Below are 24,766 nucleotides of genomic sequence, written 5' to 3'. Positions count from 1 at the left end.
AAAGTATTCCCCAATGTATTTTCGGAGGGGATAGAGGGTGTGGGGTTACACCCAATCAGAGTAAACATAGCTTAGGCTGTGTTGACTGATAAATAATTTTGTTAAAATATTCAATTATTTTTATTGATTTTAATAAAATTGATAACCTGGTTTAATGCTAGAATCCAGATGTTGAAAATTAACATCATCTGGATTTTATTTTCCCTAAAAAAGGGATTATAATTTTTTAGTAGAATATTTATAAAAAAGAAGAGGGAAGGAGTTGGGGTTATGGAATTTAAGATTTTCCTAACAGGAGATAATCATATAGGTAAAAAATGGAATAACTATCCTGAAGAAGTAAAAAGACAATTAAAAGATGCAAGGATTGATAATTTAAGGAAATTGGTGGCTTTAGCTAACGATGAAAATTGTGATCTATTCATCATTGCTGGGGATTTATTCGACTATTCTAAAGTGGCAAAGAGAGATATCGATGTTGTAGCTAAAATACTTAATCAATTTTCGGGAACGGCATTAGTTATGCCTGGAAATCACGATCATTACGATGAAAGGACTAAATTATGGCAAGATTTTCTGGCATCCAAAGGAGACAATACCATATTATTAAATAGTTGGACTCCCTTTTACTTGGATGATCTAGATATATATATATACCCTGCCTATTGTCATCAAAAACATTGTGAACATAATGTGTTAGGCTGGATCAAAAGGGAGGAAAAAGGGTTTTTACATATAGGAGTAGCCCATGGATCATTGCAAAATCTCTCTCCAGATTTGGAAAATAAATATTTTCAAATGAATGAGAAGGAGTTAGAAGAAAGGGGCCTTGATCTTTGGTTACTAGGACATACCCATATTCCTTATCCAGGGGAAAAAGAAGTAAAGGATCGGAAAATCTTTAATGCCGGTACCCCTGAACCCGATGGTTTAGATTGTAGGCATCCGGGATATGCTTGGCTAATTACAATAGATGAAGATAGAAAAATAACTGGAAAATCCATTGAAACAGGGATTTATAGATTTTATGACTTAGAATGGACAATTTGCTCAGATTTTGATTTAGATAATTTGAAAAGAGAACTTTTAGAAAATAAGCCTGAAAAGAAGGTTGTTAGGTTAACTTTAAAGGGTAGAGTAGATAAAGAACTTTCCGATAAGCTTTTAGATGATTTAAAAGAAATAGAAGAAAAACTATTTTATTTAGATATACAAAATCATCTAAATTTGAAAATAACAGAGGAAGATATTCAAAGGGAATTTAGTGAAAACTCTTTTCCCTATAAAATGTTAAAAACCCTTTTAGAAGAAGATGAAGATGCATTACAATTGGCCTATGAATTGATCAGGGGGTGTAAATATGAAAATTAAAAAATATTCCTGTTCCCAATTTGGTGGACTTAAAGGTTTAAAGGTAGAACTAAAAGAAGGCCTTAATGTGATTTTAGGGCCTAATGAAGCAGGTAAAAGTACAGTTGTGGAAGGAATATATGCCACTTTATTTAAAGGACATAAACTTAGAAATAATAACAATGAAGATAAAAATTTTATTAAAAGATTTAAACCTATTCCTTCAGGGGATTTTTTTGATGGACATCTTTCTTTTTACAAAGAAAATAGAGAATATACAATTAGGAAAAGGTGGGGAGTTCAACCAGAGTGTAGAATGGAATTACCCGATGGTAGCGAAATCCTTGATGAAAACAATATTCAACTAGAATTAAGCAAAATCTTAAGTTTTGGTGAAAAAACTTACAAAAACATTATTTTCTCAAAACAAGGAGATTTGAAAAGGGCAATTGATTTAATCTTAAATGATCAAGATGTAGTAGAAGATGTAAGTACATTTTTACGAAAAGTGGTCATGGAATTAGATGGCATTTCTGTTGATAAATTAAAAGGGGCAATAGAAAGGGAATACAATGAACTTTACGATAAATGGAATCCTAATATAGATCGTCCTGAAAGTATTAATAGGCCAAAGAGAATTCCTAAAAACAGTATTTTAGAAAAATATTATCAATTAGAAGATAAAAAGATAGAATTAAAAAATTCAACTGAACTTGAAAAAAAGCTGGCAGAATTAAATGGAAGGTTAAAAGCATTAGAGGAACAAAAGGGTGAAATATTAGAAAAACTAAAAGAATACAGTAAAGTAGAGTTAGATGTAAGTAAAAGGGCGCAAATTCAACCTCAAATTAAGATGTTAACTAGTGTAGAAAAAGAGTTAAGGGAAATAAATTATAACTGGCCCAAAATCGAGGAAAAACATAAAAATGCTTTAAAGGAAAAAGAAAAAGTTGAAGAGGAGTTAAAAGGTCTTAAAGAAGAATTAGAAAATGCCCGGAAGATTAAAGAAAAGGAAAATCTTTCTAGTAAAGTAAATAAAATAAAAGAGAGTTTAAGTGAATTAAAGAAAAAGGAAGGGGACTTAAGTTTAATTCCTAAAATTACTAATCAAGACATACAAAGTTTAGAAAGATTAAGAAACAGTATAGAAAAAATCAGAACCGCTATTAAGGCGGGAAAAATGAGGAGTAAAATTTTAAAAAGTACTGTTCCTGTTTGGGTAACAAAAGATTTTGATAACAAAGAACAATACAGAATTGAACAAGAAATAACTGCTGAAGGTTACTTAAAGATCGAGTTTGAAGGAATTGGGGAATTAGAAATACAATCCGGTGAATTTAATTTTAACCAGTTAAAAGAAGAGCTAGAAAATAAGGAAAAAGAATTGAAGGAAAGGTTAGAAGAATTAAGAATAACTACTATTGAAGAAGGAAAAGTCAATAAAGAAAGGATAGATAACTTAAATAGGGATATAGAGAGGATTAAAACTAGTATAGATATCCTTCTAAATGGTGAAAGTCTAGAAAGCTTAGAAGAAAAACTAAAATCTATGGAAATGATCCAATTGAATAAAGGAGAAGGGGAAATAGAAAGGGAGTTAGAGGAAAAAGGAAAGAGATTACGGGAGTTAGAAATAGAGTTAGGGACACTAAAAAGTAAATTAGAGGAATGGATTAAAGAATACAAAAGTCCAGAAAAAATATTAGACTTACTAGTTGAAAAAAAGGCAGAAATTAAAAGTTTGGAGGAACAGTTAAAAGTACTTGCTCCACTACCTCCTGAATTTGTTGATACCGATCAATTCTTTGCTTCTTTAGGGCAGCTTAGAAAAAAAGAAAGAGATATTGAAGAACAATTAAAAACTTTAGAAAAGGACTATTACAAGTTAGAAATGGAATTACCAGATGTTTCTTCAGAAGAGATAGCCGAAGAAGTTAAAAATCTTGAAAAAGAATTACAGATTCTAAAAGATAGGGGAAGAAAAATACAAATCATAAAAAAGGTTTTTGAAGAAAAATTAGCAGAAATGGATAGAGATTCCTTTAAGCCTTTAGAGAATTCCTTTAAAAAGTATTTAGCCTTTTTAACTGATAACAGGTATCAAGTTACAGAAATAAAAGATAATCTCCATGTAGAAATAAAAAAAGAAGAGGTACCAATGCCGATAGAACTCTTATCTACTGGAACAAAGGATTCTGTAGCCTTGGCCCTTAGGTTAGCAATAATTGAAGTATTGTATGGGGAAAATCCAGGGATTATCGTGTTAGATGATTGTCTTGTTGATTTAGATCCTAATAGAAAAGAAAAGGGTATTAAGCTAATTCAGGAATTTGCCAAAAATAATCAAGTAATTTTTACCACCTGTAATCCCCAAACGGCAGAAGAATTGGGAGGAAATCTTATTAAAATTTTACCAATAGAAAATTAGGGGCAAAAAATTGCCTCTAATTTTTATTAAATATTAGTGAAACACATAAACTTAAGTAAAAAATTTTAAATATTTTTAACATCTTTATATTAAATTTATGATATAATTTTAAGTAGTTAGTGGAAAATAAAGGGTGATTATTATGGAGTGGAAAAACCAAAAAGGGATATCTTTAGTGGAAGTTATGGTAGCAACGGGAATTTTACTTTTAGCAATGATCTTTATTTCTAATGTCATCATCTCAGGGATCAAAAGTGCTAAATTAAATAAAGAAAGGTTAGAAATGGTCTCAGTAACTACTAGTGTAATAGAAGAAATAAAGGGAAACAAAAATATTTGGCAAGAACGTGAAGGTAAGTTAGGGGGATGGTTGAAAAGTCAAGGATGGAATGAAGGGGAAGAACAATTTACAAAAGACATAGATATTGATAATACAAAGTATAAGATTACTTTAGAAGTTAAAGAAATTAAGGAAGGACTTTTACAAATAAAAGTTACCACTGAAAGTAGTGGTTTGACCCCAATGGTTATTATCACAAAAACAAGGGGTGATTAAAATGATTAAGAAATTATTGACTAATAAAGGTTTAACTTTAATTGAATTGATTGTCACTATGGCAATTTTGGGATTAGTTGCTACTGTTGCCTATCCCATGGTTGCTTCTAGTCAGTTACTAGTTTCTAGGCAAATAACTAACAGCCATGATAGAAACGACTTACGCTTAGCTATGAGTTACTTAACAAATGATATCAAATATGCAAAAGAAACAATAGTTGAAGATAATGGTAATAATGATACAAATTTGATAGTAACTCCCCACACTGGTGATACTATTAATTATAAAATTGAAAATGGAAAACTAATCCGTGAATATTATCAGGAACAAGATAGAAAAACGGAATTTTTAGGAATTGTATCTGGAAACTTTAGTATTGATAAATCATCCCCTACTTTAGTAAACATCACCTTATCTACTGAAGATAAAGAAACAAAATTTAGTGTGGCAAGGCTAGATTATTCAGTAATCAGTAAAGATGAAGGATCTAATTTTATTTTAGCGGAAAATGTATTTATTTTTGGTAGTGATTTTAAGTTTGGAGGCAGTAGTATCCTTGCAAGAAATGGCACAATATACATAGGTTCTGATTTAGTTACAAGCGATTTAAACCAAGGCAATTTCACGAATGTTAAAAACATTTTCATAGATGGTAACATAAATTTAGATGGAGGTAGTTCTGGGTTAGGATTAGATGATAATAACGGTTTCATGTTTGTAAATGGAAATTTGAATCTATGGAATGGTACAAGAAATATTTATGGAGATGTATATGTTGCTGGTAATTTAAGGTTAAAAGATGCCGTTATTCATGGGAATATTTATGTAGAAGGTGATGTAGAACTTGGTTGGACTCCAAATATTAAAGGAAATATTTATTATAAAGGGAATTTAAGTTATCCTCGAAATTATAACCAATCTATTTTAGCAAAATGTATCAAAGTAGAAAAATTACCTAAATATGATTCTATTCAATTCCCACAAATATCTTTACCAAAACTTAGAGATGATTCTTGGTATATAAGTAATGGGTATTTATCTGGAGGTCCACTTTTTAATGGAGTAAGAATTTTTTCGCAAGGAAATTATGTATTTAATAATTGGCAAACCTTTAAAAATGTAATTATAGTGAGCAAAGGAGATATTACTTTATCTGGGTGGATGCATATAGAGGGGGTTTTATTTGCTCCTAATGGAAAAATAACATTTTCTGGAGGTTCTTTTAAAGGTTTGGCTATAGCTAGAGATGGTGTTTTTATAACAAGTGGTGGTTCTTTAATAGAGTATAAAAGTATTGATAATTTTATAGACGATTCCAGTTATTATCCTTTTGAATTTTGAGGTGTTAAATGAAAAGATATATGAAAGAAACGAGTGGTTACGCATTAGTATTAACTATAATTGTTACAATGTTATTCCTTATGTTAAGTAGTGCCTTATTAGCAGCATATTTAAGTGAATTTAGGAGCAATAAATATTTAGAAGAGAGAACTAAGGCATTGTATTTAGCGGAAGCTGGGCTAGAACATGCTATCTATCTTTTGGAAAAGGAAAATAATCCTAATCCACCTGAAGAAGCAGTAGAGTTGTTTCCTGGATATAAATACGAAATAGTAAATTTAAATGCAGAGGAAATCGAAGTTAAGGGTATATTACAGACAGGTAATAGAACTTTTAGTATAACTTTGGTTGCTATAATAGAAGATGGAAAGATAATAAATATAACTACTAAGACAAATTAAAAAAGTTAGGAGGTTAAACTCCTAACTTTTTTGGTGTTTTGTTTCCTAAATGAAAAGCTATGAATAAAGCAGTCATGACCAAGTATCCAACAGTGTATTGATAATTGTATAGTAAAGTCAAATTTGGAGCATGCATAAAACCAACAGTACTTAGTAAGGCGGCGACTATTGTAGATATAGCTGCTTTTTCAAACTGATTGTCAATTATAAAGACCAGTACAGCACCCCAGATTAAACCAGTAAACATAGCCCCTTGTCCTAAAGGTACAATCCCTGTAGATAAGTTTGCTACTACTTCCCCTGCAGCACCATTAAACCTTGTCATTATATAATTGGCAAAATAGGGGAACATAGCTATTACTACAGCAGGATAGTGGGCTGATTTAACGGAGGTAAAGGCTTGAGAGACCATAGAAATTCCTACAAAAACTAAAATAGGAGCGATTACAGGAACTGGTATAATCTTAGCTAAAGCGGCTATAACACCAAAGGTAGAAGCGAGGAGAAATACAATACCATTTAAAATACTATATCCCCGTCCTGCATTCATCCATTTAGAACCAACAGATGCAATATAGACGGTGGTAGGAAAAACTCCACCAAATAGTGTACCTATTACAGTACCAAGTCCATCGGCAATTTGTGCTTCCTTTACATCGTAATTATCACCGGCAGCGGCCATAGCTTCAACGTTGTTCATAGTTTCTATAAAGTTATATATAGAAATAGGTAATAAAATAGCAAATAAGGTCAACATCTCTTTATACAGAAGGATAAGACCTTCAATAAAACCAAAACTTAATAATGGTACGTAAATACCGGCATTGGCAAAACCAGCTTGAATTTGGGATACCTCAGCATTGCCAAAAAGATAAGCTAAAACAGTTCCTATAACAATGGCAAAAAGGGAAGCCGGCATTTTAAAGGGCATAGTTTTTTTAGCAACAAGACCGATCAAAATTATAGCTAAAACTACCATACCGATTATCGGCATTTCATAGGTTTTAAACAGCAATTCTCCACCTATAAAAGCAAAAGCAACTCCTGCTAAAGCACCTAACATTGCTGCTCTAGGAACATGTTTCCTCACCCAACGTCCAATTACACTACCTAAAATTTCTATAACTCCCCCTAAAAAACAAGCAGCTAAACCAATTTTCCAAGCAGTTTCAGGGTCACCAGTTTGCTTTAAAGCAGGGTTTAAAACCCCGAATAAGTATATAAACATTACAGGGGTACTAATACCATAAGATAATGCTGTTACATCAACTCTATTTTCTTTTAAAGCTAATTTCTTAGCCATGTAGGCATAATATAGATTGCCAAATAATACAGCTACAGCAGCACCTGGGATTATTCTACCGTAAATAATTTGATTAGGAAATCCCATGGAAGTTAAAGTTAAAGCGATTAGTACGAAATTAGCTAAATTGTTTTGAAACAGAGCAAAGAAACCATCAAAATCTTCCCGTTTAAAAAGTGGATACATTTTCAAATCTCCTCTCCTGATTTTATTTTAAAAAAATAAACCCCGCTGCTTTTACGGGGTTTTATAGCTAAAAAGGTATAAAAAACTAAACTAACCTCACTAAGTTAGCTAAAAAACCCGTAGTCAGACTGTTTACGGCAGTCTGGTAGAGACTTCTGGACCATATTACCAAAATTATACGAGTTTATCTTATTTAATTTTAATGTACTTAATTCTAATACAAACTAAGGGAGAAATCAATAGTTTTTTTGTGAAATTTTTAGTGAGATTCTTTAACTTTATTAGATATACAAAATTATGTAGAATATAATTGTGATAATTTTTTGGTACAAAAATTGCAATGGAAGAGTTAGTAAATATAAATACAAATAAACAGGTGATATATATGAAAGAAAATACTCGATGGAATTATTTAATTATATTTTTACTCTTATTTATAACTGGATTACATTATTTTACCCAATCTAATTTATGGGTTCTCCATGATTTTTACAGGAGGTTATACTATATACCAATTATTTTAGCAGCTTTTAAGTTTCGTATTCAAGGTGGATTTGCCGTTTCAATAGCTGTTTTTTTACTATATATACCACATATGATAATCTATTTTGGAGTATTTAATATTGAATTATTTAACCAATTATTAGAGTCTGTAATGTTTGTTGTAGTAGGATTAATTACTGGATATTTAGTCGAACAAGATTATAGAAGGGGTAAAGAGTTAGAATATCAAATAATTAAATTGACTAATTTGGAAAATTATACGAACAATATTTTGCAAAGTATTGATAGTGGAGTTATGGCCTTTGATATTAATGGACAACTTCGTTCAGTAAATAGGCAGATAATAAAGGTTTTAGGTACTAAAAGTGAGATAACTAAATTTATTGAACAAGAAACTATTATTGAAGGAATTAATAAAATAATAAAAGGGACAGAAACAGTGGTTAAAATCAACTTAAATTATATAGGTAAAGAAAAAAATGATCTATTCCTTGATATTACCATCTATCCTATTGAGAATTTAGCTAAAGTAAAAGAAGGTGCTGTTCTTGTAATGGAAGACGTAACCACAGTAAAAAAATTAGAAAATCAAGTAAAAAGAACAGAACGGTTAGTAGCAATAGGGCAACTAGCTTCTGGAATAGCCCATGAAATACGTAATCCTTTGGGGATTATTAAAACTATAAGCCAAACAATTAAAGAAGATGTTGAAGATGTAGAAATAAAAGAAGGTTTAGAAATAATAGAACATGAAATAGAAAGGGCAAATAGGGTAATAAAAAGTCTATTAGATTTTGCAAAACCTAACAAAATGAAAATTCAAAATATAGACCTCAGTGAATTGTTAGGAGAAATAATGATGGTTACTCAAAAAATTGCCTCTCATCAAAAAATAGTTTTAAATTGGAGACCTCGAAGGTAGTACTGTTAAAAAATTTTACTAAAGGAGGTTTGAAAAATGAGTAATCATAGAAAAGATGAAAATTGGTTTGATATAGATAAACAAGATTCATTAGAAGAATTAAATAATGATAATGGGAAAAATGATTTTGTTATTGTTAAATATTTAAATGTTGTTTTTATGCAGGCCCACCTTTAGCCCAGCTTCAAAGTGAAATACCTTTTCGTACTGAATTAGCCTTACCGGTAATTTTCCTTTCTATGGGTGTGACTTTAATAGCTAGTGCCTATCCTGCAATTAAGGCAGCTAAACTAGATCCAGTAGAGGCATTACGCTTTATTTAAAAAAGGAAATACTGCAATAAATTTCAAGAGGAGGTAGAAATATGGCAGAAATGATGATTTCTTTGCGAAATGTATCTAAAACTTATGTATCTATGGGTGATGAGGTTCAGGCATTAAAATCAGTATCCTTCGATGTGAACAAAGGTGAGGCTGTTAGTATTATGGGTCATTCTGGGTCAGGGAAAAGTACTTTACTTTCTATTATAGGTGCACTAAATCCACCTACAGAAGGTAGGGTTGAAATAGATGGAATAAACATCTATGAGTTGTCCCAAGAAATGAGGGCTGATTTTAGAAGAGAATATTTAGGATTTGTTTTTCAACAATTTCAGTTGATTCCCTTATCTAACAGCTCATGAAAATGTAATGCTTCCTTTAACAACTGTAAAGGTAAGTAATAAGCAAAAAAAAGAGATGGCTGAAGAAGCTTTAATCCGAGTAGGGCTTGAAAATAAAATGAAAAGGTTACCTAATCAACTCTCAGGAGGAGAGCAAGAAAGGGTTGCTATAGCAAGGGCTATTGTAAACTCTCCACCTCTCATTTTAGCAGATGAGCCTACTGGTAGTCTGGATACTAAAACCGGTAACGAAATTATGGAGTTATTTCAGAAGTTAAATGAAGAAGGTTTAACTATATTGATGGTAACCCATAATCCAGATAATCTACGTTATATGGGTAGAACAATTTATATGAAAGATGGTAAAATCTTAGAAGATAATTGGAAAAGTATTGAAAAGTTTTAGAAAGAGGGAGGGTTTAAATGCTTTATCTGATCGTTATTAATAACCTTCGCCGTCGTAAAATGAAAATGTTTCTTGTATTGCTAGGGCTTATTATTGGAATTGCTACTATTGTATCAGTCTATGGTATAGTAGAAGTTATGAAGGAAGAAATCACCAGGCAATTTACTGAGTTTGGAGTAAATGTAATTATTACTCCTGATTCAGGTGGTCTAACATTTTCCTATGGAGTGGTTTATCAATATCTACTTCCGTTAGAGAAAGAACAAAGGAAATAGGTATTTTTCGGGCCATAGGATTTCGCAAAACACATATTGTCCAGATAATAGTGATGGAAGGGATTGGGATGAGTTTACTAGGAGGAATAATTGGATATTTAGTGGGAATTGGAATAGCAAGCTATGTTGGACCCCGTTTTACATCAGTAGATATTACTATACCTTGGAGGATAGAATTATTTTTACTTTCAATTGGAATAGCATTATTTGTTGGATTGTTTTCCAGTTTATATCCAGCATATCAGGCAGCAAATCAGGATCCAGCAGAGGCACTTCGCTTTATTTAAGGTTGTATACTAATATAAAATAATTTATTTCGTCTAAGCTCTTTTCTTGAAACTCTTCCACCGATAATACAATATCCTTGTTCACCAATTGTATTTGAGGTGATAAAAATCCTGCTAATAACTTCAATATAGCAGGATTTTTTTAATATTAAGTCGAAATTATAAGGGGAGAAAAAGGGAGGGCATACTTTTATGAAACTTTTTAAGAAGTTATTAAAACTATCTATTATTTGTATAAATATAATAATAGTTGTATTTTTATCTGCTTATCTTTCATTAGTAGTTCCTAGTTCACCTTACTACATAAATTGGGATGAACCATCCCCTATCTTTGAAAAGCATAGACCTATTTATTTAGTAGAAGGTATACTTATCCGGGAATATAAGGAAAATAAAATAGAATTTATATCAATTGAAGAAATGCCTGATCACTTAATTTATGCCTTTATAGCAGTAGAGGATAATCGTTTTTTCAATCATAAAGGTTTTGATATAAAAGGGATACTCCGTGCTTTTAAGGTGAATGCCAAAAATAGAGATATAGTTCAAGGGGGTAGTACTATAACCCAACAACTAGCAAGAAATTTATTCTTACACCATGAACAGACAATTCAGAGGAAATTGTTAGAGTTGGTTATTTCTATAAAACTGGAAAGAAGATATTCTAAAGAGGAAATATTAGAAATGTACTTAAATCAAATATATTTTGGCAATGGCAATTATGGGGTGGAAAGGGCAGCACAAAAATACTTTAATACATCGGCAAAAGACCTTACTGTAGAACAGGCAGCTATGTTAGCTGGGATAATTAAAGCCCCTGGATTATATAATCCATTAACAAATCCTCAATTAGCTGAACAAAATCAAAGACAGGTGTTAATGCAGATGATTACATTAGGCTTTATTGAAGAATAAAATGACTAATTTTTTTTATTAATATTTACAATTGATAATTTTATATTTTTTTTCTTACAAAATTTAACTAGATCTAAAGGAACTATAGAGTCAGTAAGGAAAAATATTTTATTAAAAAAATTACAATCTAAAATCATATTATTTCTATTTAATGTATTTATAATGATTTTAATTTTAGGATATACTTTTGAAAGATTATATAATTTAGTCAAATTAACAAATAAAGCATAATTATTTAAATCAACGTAAAAAATATATATACCTTGATTTGCTAATTTTATTATAATTTTTTTTATTATTACTGTTATATTTGAACTATAATAAAGGGAAAAATATTTATTATTATAGATATGACAAATGATATAACAACAATTTAACATTCACATCACCTTTATATAAAAATATATATTATGATTATAACATAATGGAATAACTGGTCAAACTATGGATAATATAATATCCATAGGGAGATGATGGCCGGTGAAAAGATTAAGAGAACTAAGAAAAGAAAAAAAGATAAACCAATTAAAACTAGCAATGGATTTAAACATGACTCAAGCTTCAATTAGTAAATATGAAATGGGAAAAAGAGAGCCAAGTTTAGAGGTATTAGAAAAACTATCTGATTATTTTGGTGTTTCGACTGATTATTTAATTGGAAAGTCTAATATTAGAAAAAATATAGATTTGAAGTCTTTGAATGAAGATGAAATTAACTTGATACTCAAATATCAAAAACTAACAACAAAAGAAAAAGAAAATGTCCATAATTTTATCGATTTTATAGTTAATAACAAAAATAAAAATATAGATGACTAAAAGTATGCTGTATCGTTACAGTATACTTTTTTACTTTTATCGCTTTTATATATAGTTAAAATAGATTATTCTAATAATAGAATTAGAATATTTTCTAGGAGGTAGAAGTAATGAATAAAGGAAAATTATTAGGGTTATACTCTCTTTCTATAGCTATGGTAGCTTTAGTAACGACTTATATCAGTTTCCCCATAGCCTTTGGTTATATTAACTTAGGTGATGCTGTAATTTTTTCTATTGCCCTTGTTTTTGGACCTACTGCAGGTTTTGTCGCTGGAGCTGTTGGTTCAGCTTTAGCTGATATAATTTTAGGATATCCTTTATGGGCACCTTTTACCTTTGTTATTAAAGGTTTAGAAGGATTTGTAGTTGGTTTAGTTTCAATTATTTATCTAAAAGAAGGTTTCAAAAATTATAAAATTGTATTAGCATTAATAATAGCAGTTCTAATATTGAATGCTGGCTATTTTGTGGCAGCAATATTTTTATACGGCTTCGCCGCTGCAGTAGCTGATGCTCCTTTAAATATTATCCAAGGAGTAGTATCTTTAGCCTTAACCTTTGTTTTAGCACCGGCTATTAAAAGAATTAAGGTAATTCAGTAAATCTAATAAAAAGGATGGATTAGAATTGATTGAAAAATTTTGGATAGAAGTATTATTTAGTGTTGTATTTATTCTGTCTATTTTAACTAAAAATCGTCCTATGGCAATAGCTACAGCATTAATTCTTTTATTAAAACTCTTAAAAGCCGATAGGCCCTTGGAGTTTATAGCAAAAAATGGGATTAGTTGGGGAATAATCTTAATCACTTTGGGATTTTTAGCACCAATAGTATTAGGGCGTTATACAGTACAAGATATAAAAACAGTTTTTTTAAAACCCGATGGGATTATCGGGTTTTTCGCAGGTATTTCTGTTGCTTTGTTTGGTGCTAAGGGGATAGAAATAGGGCCAATTAACTCTAACTTAACCTTAGGAGTAATAGTAGGAACCTTTGTAGCTGTTGCTTTTTTGCGAGGGACTCCAGTAGGGCCATTAATTGGCTCAGGAATTGGTTTTATGTTTTTAACATTACTATCTAAGTTGGGGTTAATTTAATGAAAATTCAATAATTATCAATATTTAATATTATTAAAATTTTCATCAGTATGTTATAATAAAACTAGCAGAAAACCATACTGATAAAAAAGGGGGAGGGGTGCCCTCTTAGTTGCTGGAATAACGACGGTAATAACTTATGGTATTTCGTGGTACTTTAACTTGAATTTTGTTAAAACCTTAGAGTTAGCTGGATTACTTCTACTGGTAGTAGGAGCAGGTTCTGTTAACAATATTATTAGCATTATCTACAGTTTTTATTTTTTGTTTAGTAGGATATTTGTGGTAAGCCGAATTGTTCGGCTTTTTTTATTATAAAACAAGGAAAAATCAAATAATTGTAGAATAAGTAAAATATTAGGGCTTGTTGCAGGGGGGATTATATTGGAGGTATTTATAGCTAGACAACCTATATTTGATAGAAATTTGAGTGTTTATGGTTATGAATTATTATATAGAAACAGTATGGATAATTATTACCAAGGAAATGATGATAATCAAGCAACTGCAGAGCTAATAAATAATGCCTTTTTTACTATGGATTTTCAAAAACTTACTGATGGTAAAAAAGCTTTTATAAATTTTTCTCAGACGATGTTAGAAAGGGAAATTCCCTTGTTACTTCCTAAAGATTCAACGGTAGTGGAAGTATTAGAAAATGTTAAATTAACAGAAGAAGTTATAAAGGTTTGTGAAAAGTTAAAGAAAAATGGCTATACCATAGCGATTGACGATTTTGTTTTTCATCAAGACTTACAACTATTACTTAAATTTATAGATATTGTAAAAGTAGAATTCAATAAAGTAGACTATTATACGCAAAGTAGGGCAATAAAAAAATATGGTCACCAGGTATTTTTTTTAGCGGAAAAAATAGAAACAAGGGAAGACTTTATAAAAGCTTTAAATTTAGGTTATCAATTATTTCAAGGTTATTTTTTCAGTAAGCCGACAATACTTAAAAGTAATGATTTGGTCTTTTTAAATGTAAAACTACTCCAAATGCTAGAAGAATTAAGTAAAGTCGAACCAAACTTTGATAAACTAGCAGAAATAATTCAGAGAGATTTAGGGTTAACTTATAGGCTATTAAAACTAGTAAATTCTGTTTACTTCTCTACAAGACAAGAAATTAAATCTGTAAAACATGCCTTAGTCAGAATGGGGATAGTTGAAATAAAAAAATGGATTTTTTTAATGCTGTTAATCGGGGTAAAAAGCAAGGAGAATAACGAGTTGGTTAAAAATTGTTTAATCCGTGGTAAAATGATGGAACTTTTAGCGAAAGAGCAAAAGTTACCAAATCCATTGAATTATTTTTTAACAGGTATGTTTTCAGCCATTGATATTCTTTTAAATAAAAGGATGCAGGATGTATTAGATGAGTTGCCTCTAGATTCAGAAGTAAAACAGGCACTATTAGGTAATAACAATAGGTTAAAAGAATACTTGGATTTAGTGATAAGTTATGAAAAATTTATTTGGGAAAAAATTGAGAATTCCCCTGTGTTACAAGAGATCGGTAAAGATAAAATATTGAAAAATTACATTGTTGCTATAGAATGGGCCATGTTATTAGAAGTCGTCTAAATTTTATGTAGCTATGTAGAGAAAATGTTATGGAAGGGTGTAGAAATTGAGTCGAAAATATGAGGTTAATAATGTTTCTGTAGAAAGTATATTATCATGGATAAGGGATGGGGATGTAGCAATACCAGAAATACAAAGGCCTTTTGTTTGGGATTCCACTAAAGTAAGGGATTTAATTGATTCTTTATATAAAGGATATCCTGTAGGATATTTAATTACATGGAGAAATCCTGATATAAGGCTTAAAGATGGGACAAAATCTTCTGGAAAAAGAATTTTGATTGATGGCCAGCAACGGGTAACTGCTATGACAGCAGCTTTAATGGGTATGGAAGTTTTAGATGAGAATTATAACAAAAAATCTATAAAGATTGCCTTTAACCCATTAGAAGAAAGGTTTGAAGTATTAAATACAGCCATAGAAAAAGATCCAAATTGGATAAAGGATATTTCTGTCTTCATTAAAGGAGAAGTAAATGAACTTAAGTTTGTTTATGATTTTTGCAAAGAAGTCCCTGATATAATCGACGAAATTTTATTTAAAAAAATAAAAAAGCTTACCGAGATTAAACATAGAGTAATAGGAATAATAGAATTATCCCATAGCCTTGATATTGAAACGGTAACGGAAATTTTTATTAGAATAAACTCTAAAGGAGTTGTTCTCAGTCAAGCAGATTTTGCTATGTCTAAAATAGCTGTTAACAAAGAATTCAATGGATATTTGATAAGAAAGATTATCGATTACTTTTGTCATATGGCAAGAAATTCTAGTATAGTTGAAGCAATTAGAAAAAATGATCCTGAGTTTGTACAAACTGATTACTTTAGTAAAATAACTTGGATAGCAAAGGAAAAACAAGACTTGTATGTACCTACTTATTCTGATGTTATTAGAGTTGCTTTCACTTCTCAGTTCCATAGAGGCAAGTTATCAGATTTAGTTAGTTTATTATCAGGTAGAAATTTTAAAACTAGAGAATATGAAAAGGAAATAGAAGAAGAAAGCTTTAAAACCTTTGAAAAAGGTGTGTTAGAATTTGTCAATGAAACTAATTTTAAAAGATATATCATGATAGTAAAATCTACAGGAATAATCGACAAAACTTTAATTAGATCACAAAATGTATTAAACTTTGGCTATATATTATATTTAACATTAAAAACAAAAGGGGTAGATTCTAATAAAATAGAAAAACTTGTTAGGAAATGGTTAGTATTATCCTTGTTGACAGGAAGATATTCCGGTTCTTCAGAATCCCAATTTGATTATGATATAAAGAAGATGTTAGAAGATAGTTTTGAAGTCTTTATAGAAAACGAAGAAAAAGGACAGTTATCTGATGCTTTTTGGGATAATATTCTTGTTAGTAGGTTAGATACTTCTGTTAGAAGCAGTCCATACTTTAGCCTCTTTTTAATTTCGCAAATTAAAAGTGGAGATAGGGGATTTTTATCTAAAGAAATAGAGGTAAAACATTTAATTGAAGAAAGAGGGGATATCCATCATATATTTCCTAAAAAATACTTGCAAAAGTATAATTTAGGCAGAGGACAATACAATCAAATAGCAAATTATGTTATTATGCAATCAGAAATTAATATCAAAATAAAAGATAAATCACCTAAAATCTATTTTAATCTGATTAAAGAAGATATAACTAATCAAAAATTTTCAATAACGGGAATTGAGAATTTAGAAGAATTGAAGGAAAATATGAAGGAAAACTGTATTCCTGAATCAATTTTTGAAATGGAAGTAGGGGATTATGAACAGTTTTTAAATGAAAGAAGAAAGTTAATGGCACAAAAGATTAAAAAATATTATTTCTCTTTATAAATCTTATAAAATTAATATTTTGAAGGATAATTTAAATTTTTGTAGAATAACCTGGTAATAGGTTTTAAAAAAATTTGGGGGTGTTTTATTTGAATGACAAAAACAAAGTGACAATAGTCATCTTATGTGCTGTTGTAATAATTGCTAGTTTTATGCCTTGGGGATCAGTTGTAGCTAGTTTAGGTTTCGGAGAATTTCCATTCGATGAATTTTTCGGTAGACATGAAATTACATTAAATGGATGGAATTCAAGCTTTAATTTATGGGGTTTATCGATTCCTAATTGGTTATTATCTGTTATTGCTGCTGCTATTGTACTGTTTCTTTTCATTGATTTTAATAGTAAGCTTAGAAAAGGTTTGGCCATTTATGGGATAATTCATTCATTATTATTCTCTATAATTATAATTTTTGAAGGAACAATTGGTATAGGTTTAATCTTGACATTTTTAGCTTTTACAGGGATTATGTTTTATTTAAGGAAAGTAGAGGTATCTAATTCAAATTTAGATATATAATTGGATAGAATGGGGAAAATGTTGGGGTGGTTTGAGTGTTAGAAGGATTAATTGTATTTTTAGGTACTAGTAACTTAGAGGAAACCCATTATTTTTATAATAAAATTTTAAAATTACCCATTTATAAAGACCAAGGACTTTGTAAGATATATGATGTGCCTGGCGGAGGGAAGTTGGGTTTTTGCCAACATTTAAATATTAGTGTTAATGGAAAAAGTCCTATCATTACTTTATTAGTTGATGATGTAGATAAAATGTATCATGAATTAATAGATAATAATGTTGTAATTGATGAAAAACCAAAGGTAAACCCTAAATTTAATATTTATCACTTTTTTGTAAAAGACCCAAACGGGTATTATGTAGAAATACAAAAGTTTCTATAATAATTACGGTATCCCTTATACAAACATAAGGGATTTTTTTATTATTAAAGGATTTTTTTACATTAAAGTAGAATTAATAAATATATTATTATGTCAAGTTGGTGTTGTTCATGAAGGGAAATAAATTAAAAATTATTGTGTTACTTATTTGTACCTTTTTTCTTTTCCTCGCCTTTAGGCTAGATTTTCAAAATAAAACCTTATTGAAAAAATACGGAGATGAAGTAATTATTCTTGATCAATTTTATTTAGATGGGATGAGGGATAATTTAGAATATCGCTTAGTCACTCCTGAAGAAGCGGGAATTTTTACCTTCACCCAATATATTCCTGGAGAGAATTTTAGTAAAGTTTCTGGACAGGATTATCGATTACTCATTCATCGCCTATCAGGTCAGTGGTACCGAGTTTATTTTAACGATAAATTGGTAGGTATAGTAGGGGAACAAGATCAAGGGAGGAGTAATATTTGGAATTCAACCCACCTATTCACAATAAGTCCTGACTTAATCCTTGACCAAAATCAATTAACAATCCAAGTCATGGGTTTATATGAATTGGGGAAATCGGAATTTCCTATTTTAATAACAAATGGACAAATGGCCTTAAAGTTAGCTACCTATTTTCGTTTTCTCTTTGAAAATATTTATTTCGTAGTTTTCGGTGCCCTATGGTTTGCCTTTGCAATGATCATTACTTTATATTTTATTTCTGGCAAGATCCAGCAAGAATTCCTCTATTTTTCCTTAGCTGCTATGGCAATGAGTATCAATTTTTTAGATTATTTCTACATCCCATACATACCCTTTTCTATTTTAACTTTTAAAAAAATATCTTTGTTTTTTATGTATTTGGCATGCTATTTTATAGCTTTAGCTGTATATACATTATATAAAGAAAAGATTACGTTGTATTTAGGTACAGCATCTTTAGTAGGAATAATCATTTTAATTTTACATTCAGATAACAATTACTCTTTCAAGGTAGGGTATAACTACCTAAATATTTTAATTTTAGTTAATATGAGGAAATTGCATATTTAAGAAATCAAAAACAAAATATCTAGATATAGTATTATAGAAAAATAATAAACACAATATATTGATAAATTTAATCTAGAAATTTAATTATGCAATTTCCTCAATATACTTAATTGGCTATGGTGTTCTTGGAAAAATTATCATCAAAGGGAAGAATCCCAAATCCTATTATTTTCTATTGCTACTTTACTGATTACTGGAGGGGTAGATGTAGTCAATGGCCTTTTAAAAAGATTTTCTTCGGTAAGCTACACAGCCTTTGGAGTAATTTTGCTTTCCTTTGCCATGATAATCTTAGTAGTAATTCAGTATCTGAAATTACAAACCCATATGGCAATTGAAGAGGAAAGAGCAAAAATTCTCTATGAAAAGGCTATAACAGATTCAATGACAGGGGTTTATAACCATCAATATATAATTAGTGTAGCCCAGAGTTTAGAGGGAATTTATGGGGTAATAATGTTGGATTGTGATAATTTTAAAGATGTTAATGACACTTATGGACATCAATTCGGTGATGAGGTAATAAAGAGTTTAGCTAAATGTTGTCAAAATAATGTAGAACCAGAAGACTATGTAGGTCGCTACGGTGGAGACGAATTTGCAATTATTTTAGTTAATAAAAAGGAAGAGAATTTTGAGAACACAGCTTTAAAAATAGCAGAAAAAATAAAAACAGATTTTGAATCACTCAATCTTTTGCCTTCAAATACAAAGATAAATTTTGGGGTATCCATAGGATTTCACATAAGGGAAGGATTAGAAAATTATAAAGAGGTATTTAGAAAAGCTGACCTGGCTTTATATTGCAGTAAATCTAAAGGGAAAGGTAGAATAACCAGTTATAAACAAATGTAATAAGAAAGGGTGATGACTATGAATAGGTTAGGACAGAAAATTAAAGAAGCTAGGATAAGTAAAAAACTAACAGAAAAACAATTAGCTAAAATGTGTGGTGTAGCAGAAGGTTTTATAATAGAGGTGGAAGCAGGTAGAAAGGTAGTTAATGAAAAAGTAGCAGAGAATATTTTAAAAAAATTAGGGGTAAAATTAGAGGAAGTTATAATAGAAAATATACCGGTAGAAAAAGAAAAGAGAGAAGAAAAAAAGGCAGAAATAGTAAACCAATTTAACCCAATAACCCCACAAGGGCAATGGGCAGATGCCTTAGCCAATGTTATTAAAAAGTTTCCCATATATGATATGGAAAAATGGGATGTAGTAGGTTATAAGGATTTGCCAGTTATTGATAAAAAAATAGAAGGATTTCGCTGGGATAAGCTGTTGTTTATCCAATATAAAGGTAGAGATTTAAAAGATTTGAGAATTAAAGAAAATGATATAATAACCATTTATAAGCAAGAAGAAATCCAAAGTAACCAGGTCTATTTATATAAGTTAAATAATAAAAATAGAGTGGGTAAATTAGTAAAAGAATCCAATGGAATTTATTATTTAGATGGTAAGGAAAAAGTAAATGTAAATCTCAAGGATATAGAAGTTATTGGCAAGTGCGTTAAAGTAGAATACTATCTATAAAGGGTATTATTTTAACTCAAAATAAAAAGGAAAGGAAAGGATGGTATGAGAAGTAAAATAATAATTTTAATTTTAGTTTCCCTTCTAATTGTCGGTTGCCAAGGTAAAGATGAAACTAAATATAGTGAAGAATTGCTCCAAATATTTTACAGTGAAGAAAAAGTAACTTTATATTATGACGGAATGGCAGAATATGGACATATCATTACTAGAAGTGATGTTAAAAAAGAAGGTAGTCAAGGAATAGTAACTTATAATGGGAAAATGAATGATGGGGCAGGGGATGAATTTGGTGAAAGAACATTTACAGTACAGTATACAGTTGAAGAAGATAAAGTAATAGAAACAGTACGGGTAAATGATTATTTTAACAGAAAGACAAAAAGTTTAAATTCAATAATTCCAAACCAAATTGTATTAAAACTTCCTTTAGAAGTAGGAAATACTTGGTCTTATGAAGTGATTTTAGAAGGTGAAACTACTCCTAGAACTGTTACAACAACAATTTACAAAGTAGAACTCATACCAGATTACCCTGAAAAGAAAGTATATCATACCGAAACGGTTATTGAAGGGATAGAAGGATATCCTGGGAAAAAATATTTTGAAAGGAGAGCCTTTGCTCCAGGTTTCGGGATGTTATATTTTGAAAATTCTATTTCTGCCTATATCGATGAAAGTGGAAAAGAAGTAGAAGTACCCTTTACCTTCGGCTATGCCCTTTATGGCTGGGAGGAAGGTCAAGGTGGAGAAATAAAATCTATTTATGATGAACTTCCCTTATATTTTAAACAACGAAATATTTACTAAAATAGCCTCCCTTATTTTTAAGGAGGCTTTTAAAAATTTTTATATAAACTTTGAGGTGGTTTTATGGGTTATATGAAAAAATACATAAAAAAATATTGGAAGCTTTTTTTATTGTCTATATCCTTTCTTATTATAGAAGCCATAGCTGACCTTTTACAACCAACTATCATGGCCAATATGGTAGATATTGGGGTTGCCAATAATGATTTAGAATATGTTTTTAAAGCTGGAGGATACATGTTATTAATAACAGGGATTGGTGCTGTAGGGGCCATTGGACGGAACATTGTTTCTAGCTATACATCCCAGTGTTTTGGTGCCCAGTTAAGGTCTGACCTATTTAAAAAGATCCAATATTTATCGGCAGAAGGGATTAATAATTTTCAAACATCCTCTTTAATAACTAGAATTACTTATGATGTCACCCAAGTTAAAGATTTTGTTCATCGGATGATGCGGATTTTTTTCAAAGCCCCGGTTTTATGTATAGGTAGTATTATAATGGCTTTCTACTTAAGTCCTTCTATGTCTTTAATTTTATTGCTAATTGTACCTATAATAGCAGTGATTATGGGTATTAATTTTAAAATAGGTTTTCCTTATTTCACTAGAGTCCAATTAGCTATGGATAAAATTAATGAAGTTATGAGGGAGTATTTAAGAGGGGTAAGGGTAGTTAAAGCTTTCAGCCGACAGGATTTTGAAAAAGATCGATTTCACAGGGTGAATGAAAACTTAGCTCAAGTTACTAAAAAAGCTATGAGGGTAACTGCTATTTTCTCTCCAGCTATTACTTTAACGGTAAATTTGGGGATTGTAGCTATCCTTTGGTTTGGATCCTTTTTAATAAGAGATGGGAATATCCAAGTAGGTAAAGTCATTGCCTTTATTAACTATATGACCCAAATTCTCCACTCATTGATGATAATATCCCGGATAATAAATAATTCTGTTAGAGCAAAAGCCTCTTTAGATAGAATTGGTGAAGTTTTTAATTATGAAAACACTATAAAAAATCCTTTAAATCCTAAAATCATCGATTCAAAATATTGTAAAATAGAATTTTCTAATGTTTCTTTCGCCTATGGTGATGGTGAATTGGTGTTGAAAGACATCACTTTTAGTTGTTTACCCGGTGAAACTATAGGGATTATTGGTTCAACCGGGGCAGGAAAAAGTACCCTTGTAAATTTAATACCTAGATTTTTTGATGTCAGGAGTGGTAATATTCGAATAAATGATATAGATATAAGTCAGTTGGACATCAAAAATTTAAGGGAAAAAATCTCCATAGTTCCACAGAAGGCCCTTCTATTTACAGGGACTATTTACGATAATATTAGATGGGGGAAAAAAGACGCTACTGAAGATGAAATAAGGGAAGTGGCGGAAATTGCCCAAGCCCACTCCTTTATTACATCTTTTTCCGCCGGTTATCAAACGGTATTAGGACAAGGTGGAGTAAATCTTTCAGGAGGACAAAAACAACGGATAGCCATTGCTAGAGCTTTGTTAAAAAAAGCCCCTATTATGATATTAGACGATAGTACCAGTGCAGTAGATGTTGGTACAGAAGCTAGTATAAAAAAAGGCCTAAAAAGGTTTTTAAAAGATAGTACTGTTATAATTATCGCTCAAAGGATAACTTCTGTTATGGATTTAGATAAAATAGTTGTATTAGATGAAGGAGAAATAGTTGGTATAGGAAATCATAGTGAACTTTTAAAAACTTGTCTAGTATATAGAGATATTTATCGCTCTCAACTAGGAAGGGAGGGAGACTTTGTTGAAAGGTCCCAGCTTTGTAGCATTAGGTGATAATCCCAGTAGAGGGCAAAGGGGAGCACCGGTAGTTAAAGCTAAAGATATTAAAAGAACGTTAAAGGGTTTATGGCACTATTTCAAAAGGGAGAAAACATTACTGTTAATTCTATTTGGATTAGTCCTGATATCTACAGCAATTGCTCTTTGGATCCCTTATTTAATTGGACAGGGAATAGATGCTTTAGAAAGGATAGGTGGGGGAGAAGAATTAAGTTTAATTAAAATAACCTTACTACTTCTAACAGTTATATATTTAGCTGATACTACTATTCAAATACTTCAAGAATGGATAGTAGCTCAAGTTTCGCAGCAAATGTTTTTTCGCCTTAGAAAATCTTTATTTAGCAAATTGCAGAAATTACCATTAGTATATTTTGATAAACATACCCATGGGGAGATTATGAGCCGATTATCTAATGATATAGATAATATCAGTACAACAGTGGCCCAATCGGCAATTCAGTTGATGTCTAGTATCTTGACAATTTCCGGCTCCTTTGTAATGATGATTATCTTAAGCCCTTTACTAACATTAGCCAGTATCGTTACCATTCCTTTAGTTTATTTTGTCACTAAAAAGATTACAGAAAAGACAAGGCTTTACTTCCGGAGGCAGCAAGAGTACTTAGGAAAGTTAAATGGTCATATTGAAGAGATGATTTCAGGAATTTGGGTAGTTAAAGCTTTTAATAGTGAAGAAGATGTAATTAAAAGTTTTGACGATATAAACTTGAAGTTACAGGATGTAGGGATAAAAGCTCAAATTTGGTCCGGTTTTATGATGCCTTTGATGAATGTAATTAAAAACATTGGCTTTACATCAGTAGCAGGGGTTGGTGGAATATTAGCGGTAAATGGAATTATAGATGTTTGGATCATTGCCAGTTTTATTATCTATTCTAAACAGTTTGTTCGACCATTAAATGAAGTTGCCAGTATTTACAATACCTTACAGTCTGGAATAGCAGGTGCCGAAAGGGTTTTTGAAGTTTTAGAAGAAGAGGAAGAGATAGAGGATAATCAAGATGGAGTAATTTTAGATAAAGCCAAAGGACACATAATATTTCAAAATGTAAGATTTAGATATCCAAATGGTGAAGAAGTATTAAAGAACTTAAGCTTTGAAATTCAACCAGGAACTAGTGTGGCTATTGTTGGAAGAACAGGTGCAGGAAAAACTACTATAATTAACTTACTAACAAGGTTTTATGAAATAAATGGGGGGAAAATACTAATTGATGGGCAGGATATAAAAAACTATACAAGGGAAAGTTTGCGAAAATCCTTTGGTATTGTATTACAAGATACTTACCTTTTTTCTGGAACAATTAGGGAAAATATCAGATATGGGAAATTATCGGCAACAGATCATGAAGTAGAACAAGCTGCCAGACTAGCTTATGCCCATAATTTTATTAAAAAATTACCTAGAGGTTATGATACAATATTATCTGAAAGTGGGAGCAACTTAAGTAGTGGTCAAAAACAGTTAATTGCAATTGCCAGGGCAATATTAGCAGATCCGGCAATTTTAATATTAGATGAGGCCACTAGTAATATAGATACCCGGACAGAAATTTATGTACAAAGGGGAATGTGGGAACTGATGAAAAACCGTACAAGTTTTATCATAGCCCACCGGTTAAGTACCATTAGGGATGCCGACATAATTATGGTAATAGATAAAGGACAAATAGTAGAAATGGGAGATCACAATACTTTAATGGCAAAAAAAGGAGTATATTATAAGCTCTATAATATTC

General features: G+C 30.6%; 24 protein-coding genes, 1 pseudogene and 1 riboswitch. Of the genes and pseudogenes, 24 read left to right on the top strand and 1 reads right to left on the bottom strand.

The annotated features are described in order from the left end of the window. The first annotated feature begins 270 nt into the window (after window positions 1-270). From BMX60_RS07890 to BMX60_RS07870, 5 genes are all read left to right on the top strand, one after another. The gene (locus BMX60_RS07890) at window positions 271-1,371 is read left to right on the top strand and encodes a metallophosphoesterase family protein (RefSeq protein ID WP_091350966.1); all 1,101 of its coding nucleotides are present in this window, start codon (window positions 271-273) and stop codon (window positions 1,369-1,371) included. Then, window positions 1,361-3,778, top strand: coding sequence for an AAA family ATPase (locus tag BMX60_RS07885; RefSeq protein WP_091350965.1), 2,418 nt, complete (start codon window positions 1,361-1,363; stop codon window positions 3,776-3,778). Before BMX60_RS07890 ends, BMX60_RS07885 begins: the two co-directional genes overlap by 11 nt. 142 nt (window positions 3,779-3,920) lie before the next feature. Further along, window positions 3,921-4,334: a type IV pilus modification PilV family protein gene (locus BMX60_RS07880; RefSeq protein ID WP_091350964.1), complete on the top strand. Its 414-nt coding sequence runs from the start codon at window positions 3,921-3,923 to the stop codon at window positions 4,332-4,334. A gap of 1 nt (window position 4,335) precedes the next feature. Further along, a complete protein-coding gene (locus tag BMX60_RS07875; RefSeq protein ID WP_091350963.1) occupies window positions 4,336-5,676 on the top strand; it encodes a prepilin-type N-terminal cleavage/methylation domain-containing protein in 1,341 nt (446 codons plus the stop codon). 8 nt (window positions 5,677-5,684) lie between these two features. Next, window positions 5,685-6,077 carry a pilus assembly PilX N-terminal domain-containing protein gene (locus BMX60_RS07870; protein WP_091350962.1) on the top strand — a complete coding sequence of 131 codons (393 nt, stop codon included), beginning with the start codon at window positions 5,685-5,687 and terminating at the stop codon, window positions 6,075-6,077. A gap of 13 nt (window positions 6,078-6,090) precedes the next feature. Here BMX60_RS07870 and BMX60_RS07865 read toward each other — a convergent pair whose 3' ends face one another. Beyond that, entirely contained in the window at window positions 6,091-7,566 is a 1,476-nt protein-coding gene (locus BMX60_RS07865) for a solute carrier family 23 protein (protein WP_091350961.1), read from the bottom strand. Between the two features lie 100 nt (window positions 7,567-7,666). Next, window positions 7,667-7,768, bottom strand: a riboswitch (purine riboswitch). A 183-nt stretch (window positions 7,769-7,951) separates the two neighbouring features. Between BMX60_RS07865 and BMX60_RS07860 the strand changes: the two genes are divergently transcribed. From BMX60_RS07860 to BMX60_RS07770, 19 genes and pseudogenes are all read left to right on the top strand, one after another. Next, window positions 7,952-8,992 (top strand): histidine kinase dimerization/phospho-acceptor domain-containing protein, encoded by a 1,041-nt coding sequence (locus BMX60_RS07860; RefSeq protein WP_091350960.1) that lies wholly within the window; start codon window positions 7,952-7,954, stop codon window positions 8,990-8,992. A 36-nt stretch (window positions 8,993-9,028) separates the two neighbouring features. Next, on the top strand, window positions 9,029-9,169 hold the full coding sequence (locus BMX60_RS12065) for a hypothetical protein (protein ID WP_177159745.1): 141 nt from the start codon (window positions 9,029-9,031) through the stop codon (window positions 9,167-9,169). 187 nt (window positions 9,170-9,356) lie between these two features. After that, window positions 9,357-10,059 (top strand): annotated as a pseudogene (locus BMX60_RS07855) (ABC transporter ATP-binding protein). A gap of 17 nt (window positions 10,060-10,076) precedes the next feature. Continuing rightward, a complete protein-coding gene (locus tag BMX60_RS07850; RefSeq protein ID WP_091350959.1) occupies window positions 10,077-10,334 on the top strand; it encodes an ABC transporter permease in 258 nt (85 codons plus the stop codon). After that, a complete protein-coding gene (locus BMX60_RS07845; RefSeq protein WP_091350958.1) occupies window positions 10,274-10,621 on the top strand; it encodes an FtsX-like permease family protein in 348 nt (115 codons plus the stop codon). The genes BMX60_RS07850 and BMX60_RS07845 overlap by 61 nt, the downstream gene beginning before the upstream one ends. 192 nt (window positions 10,622-10,813) lie before the next feature. Beyond that, the gene (locus BMX60_RS07840) at window positions 10,814-11,536 is read left to right on the top strand and encodes a transglycosylase domain-containing protein (protein WP_091350957.1); all 723 of its coding nucleotides are present in this window, start codon (window positions 10,814-10,816) and stop codon (window positions 11,534-11,536) included. Between the two features lie 480 nt (window positions 11,537-12,016). After that, complete coding sequence (locus BMX60_RS07830) at window positions 12,017-12,355, top strand: helix-turn-helix domain-containing protein (RefSeq protein ID WP_091350955.1); 339 nt, start codon at window positions 12,017-12,019, stop codon at window positions 12,353-12,355. A gap of 110 nt (window positions 12,356-12,465) precedes the next feature. Further along, the gene (locus BMX60_RS07825) at window positions 12,466-12,960 is read left to right on the top strand and encodes an ECF transporter S component (protein ID WP_091350954.1); all 495 of its coding nucleotides are present in this window, start codon (window positions 12,466-12,468) and stop codon (window positions 12,958-12,960) included. Window positions 12,961-12,985: 25 nt separating this feature from the next. Further along, window positions 12,986-13,456 carry a DUF441 domain-containing protein gene (locus tag BMX60_RS07820; RefSeq protein WP_091350953.1) on the top strand — a complete coding sequence of 157 codons (471 nt, stop codon included), beginning with the start codon at window positions 12,986-12,988 and terminating at the stop codon, window positions 13,454-13,456. 384 nt (window positions 13,457-13,840) lie between these two features. Continuing rightward, window positions 13,841-15,046: an EAL and HDOD domain-containing protein gene (locus BMX60_RS07815; protein WP_091350952.1), complete on the top strand. Its 1,206-nt coding sequence runs from the start codon at window positions 13,841-13,843 to the stop codon at window positions 15,044-15,046. 46 nt (window positions 15,047-15,092) lie between these two features. Then, window positions 15,093-16,886 (top strand): GmrSD restriction endonuclease domain-containing protein, encoded by a 1,794-nt coding sequence (locus BMX60_RS07810; protein WP_091350951.1) that lies wholly within the window; start codon window positions 15,093-15,095, stop codon window positions 16,884-16,886. 89 nt (window positions 16,887-16,975) lie between these two features. Further along, window positions 16,976-17,404, top strand: a complete 429-nt coding sequence (locus tag BMX60_RS07805) for a hypothetical protein (protein ID WP_091350950.1) — start codon at window positions 16,976-16,978, stop codon at window positions 17,402-17,404. 35 nt (window positions 17,405-17,439) lie between these two features. Further along, window positions 17,440-17,790, top strand: coding sequence for a VOC family protein (locus tag BMX60_RS07800; protein WP_091350949.1), 351 nt, complete (start codon window positions 17,440-17,442; stop codon window positions 17,788-17,790). A 110-nt stretch (window positions 17,791-17,900) separates the two neighbouring features. Continuing rightward, window positions 17,901-18,833, top strand: a complete 933-nt coding sequence (locus tag BMX60_RS07795; protein ID WP_091350948.1) for a hypothetical protein — start codon at window positions 17,901-17,903, stop codon at window positions 18,831-18,833. A gap of 267 nt (window positions 18,834-19,100) precedes the next feature. Further along, window positions 19,101-19,688, top strand: a complete 588-nt coding sequence (locus tag BMX60_RS07790) for a GGDEF domain-containing protein (RefSeq protein WP_091350947.1) — start codon at window positions 19,101-19,103, stop codon at window positions 19,686-19,688. An 18-nt stretch (window positions 19,689-19,706) separates the two neighbouring features. Beyond that, window positions 19,707-20,369, top strand: a complete 663-nt coding sequence (locus BMX60_RS07785) for a helix-turn-helix domain-containing protein (protein ID WP_091350946.1) — start codon at window positions 19,707-19,709, stop codon at window positions 20,367-20,369. Window positions 20,370-20,414: 45 nt separating this feature from the next. Then, complete coding sequence (locus BMX60_RS07780; RefSeq protein WP_091350945.1) at window positions 20,415-21,179, top strand: hypothetical protein; 765 nt, start codon at window positions 20,415-20,417, stop codon at window positions 21,177-21,179. 63 nt (window positions 21,180-21,242) lie between these two features. After that, on the top strand, window positions 21,243-22,997 hold the full coding sequence (locus BMX60_RS07775) for an ABC transporter ATP-binding protein (protein WP_091350944.1): 1,755 nt from the start codon (window positions 21,243-21,245) through the stop codon (window positions 22,995-22,997). Then, window positions 22,963-24,766, top strand: a 1,804-nt coding sequence (locus BMX60_RS07770; protein WP_143055911.1) for an ABC transporter ATP-binding protein, incomplete at its 3' end; no start/stop codon positions are given. The genes BMX60_RS07775 and BMX60_RS07770, both read left to right, overlap by 35 nt.

Origin of the sequence: Anaerobranca gottschalkii DSM 13577 (genome assembly GCF_900111575.1) — a bacterium.
GTDB classification, from domain to species: Bacteria; Bacillota; Proteinivoracia; order Proteinivoracales; family Proteinivoracaceae; genus Anaerobranca; species Anaerobranca gottschalkii.
The sequence above is the reverse complement of the archived record's forward strand: the minus strand, read 5'-3'. Positions and strand labels throughout refer to the sequence as shown.

What these genes read in the sequence shown, in the direction of transcription:
- BMX60_RS07890 (WP_091350966.1), top strand. Translation starts at nt 271, where the DNA reads ATGGAATTTAAGATTTTCCTAACAGGAGATAATCATATAGGTAAAAAA.
- BMX60_RS07885 (WP_091350965.1), top strand. Translation starts at nt 1,361, where the DNA reads ATGAAAATTAAAAAATATTCCTGTTCCCAATTTGGTGGACTTAAAGGT.
- BMX60_RS07880 (WP_091350964.1), top strand. Translation starts at nt 3,921, where the DNA reads ATGGAGTGGAAAAACCAAAAAGGGATATCTTTAGTGGAAGTTATGGTA.
- BMX60_RS07875 (WP_091350963.1), top strand. Translation starts at nt 4,336, where the DNA reads ATGATTAAGAAATTATTGACTAATAAAGGTTTAACTTTAATTGAATTG.
- BMX60_RS07870 (WP_091350962.1), top strand. Translation starts at nt 5,685, where the DNA reads ATGAAAAGATATATGAAAGAAACGAGTGGTTACGCATTAGTATTAACT.
- BMX60_RS07865 (WP_091350961.1), bottom strand. Translation starts at nt 7,566, where the DNA reads ATGTATCCACTTTTTAAACGGGAAGATTTTGATGGTTTCTTTGCTCTG.
- BMX60_RS07860 (WP_091350960.1), top strand. Translation starts at nt 7,952, where the DNA reads ATGAAAGAAAATACTCGATGGAATTATTTAATTATATTTTTACTCTTA.
- BMX60_RS12065 (WP_177159745.1), top strand. Translation starts at nt 9,029, where the DNA reads ATGAGTAATCATAGAAAAGATGAAAATTGGTTTGATATAGATAAACAA.
- BMX60_RS07850 (WP_091350959.1), top strand. Translation starts at nt 10,077, where the DNA reads ATGCTTTATCTGATCGTTATTAATAACCTTCGCCGTCGTAAAATGAAA.
- BMX60_RS07840 (WP_091350957.1), top strand. Translation starts at nt 10,814, where the DNA reads ATGAAACTTTTTAAGAAGTTATTAAAACTATCTATTATTTGTATAAAT.
- BMX60_RS07825 (WP_091350954.1), top strand. Translation starts at nt 12,466, where the DNA reads ATGAATAAAGGAAAATTATTAGGGTTATACTCTCTTTCTATAGCTATG.
- BMX60_RS07795 (WP_091350948.1), top strand. Translation starts at nt 17,901, where the DNA reads ATGAAGGGAAATAAATTAAAAATTATTGTGTTACTTATTTGTACCTTT.
- BMX60_RS07785 (WP_091350946.1), top strand. Translation starts at nt 19,707, where the DNA reads ATGAATAGGTTAGGACAGAAAATTAAAGAAGCTAGGATAAGTAAAAAA.
- BMX60_RS07780 (WP_091350945.1), top strand. Translation starts at nt 20,415, where the DNA reads ATGAGAAGTAAAATAATAATTTTAATTTTAGTTTCCCTTCTAATTGTC.
- BMX60_RS07775 (WP_091350944.1), top strand. Translation starts at nt 21,243, where the DNA reads ATGGGTTATATGAAAAAATACATAAAAAAATATTGGAAGCTTTTTTTA.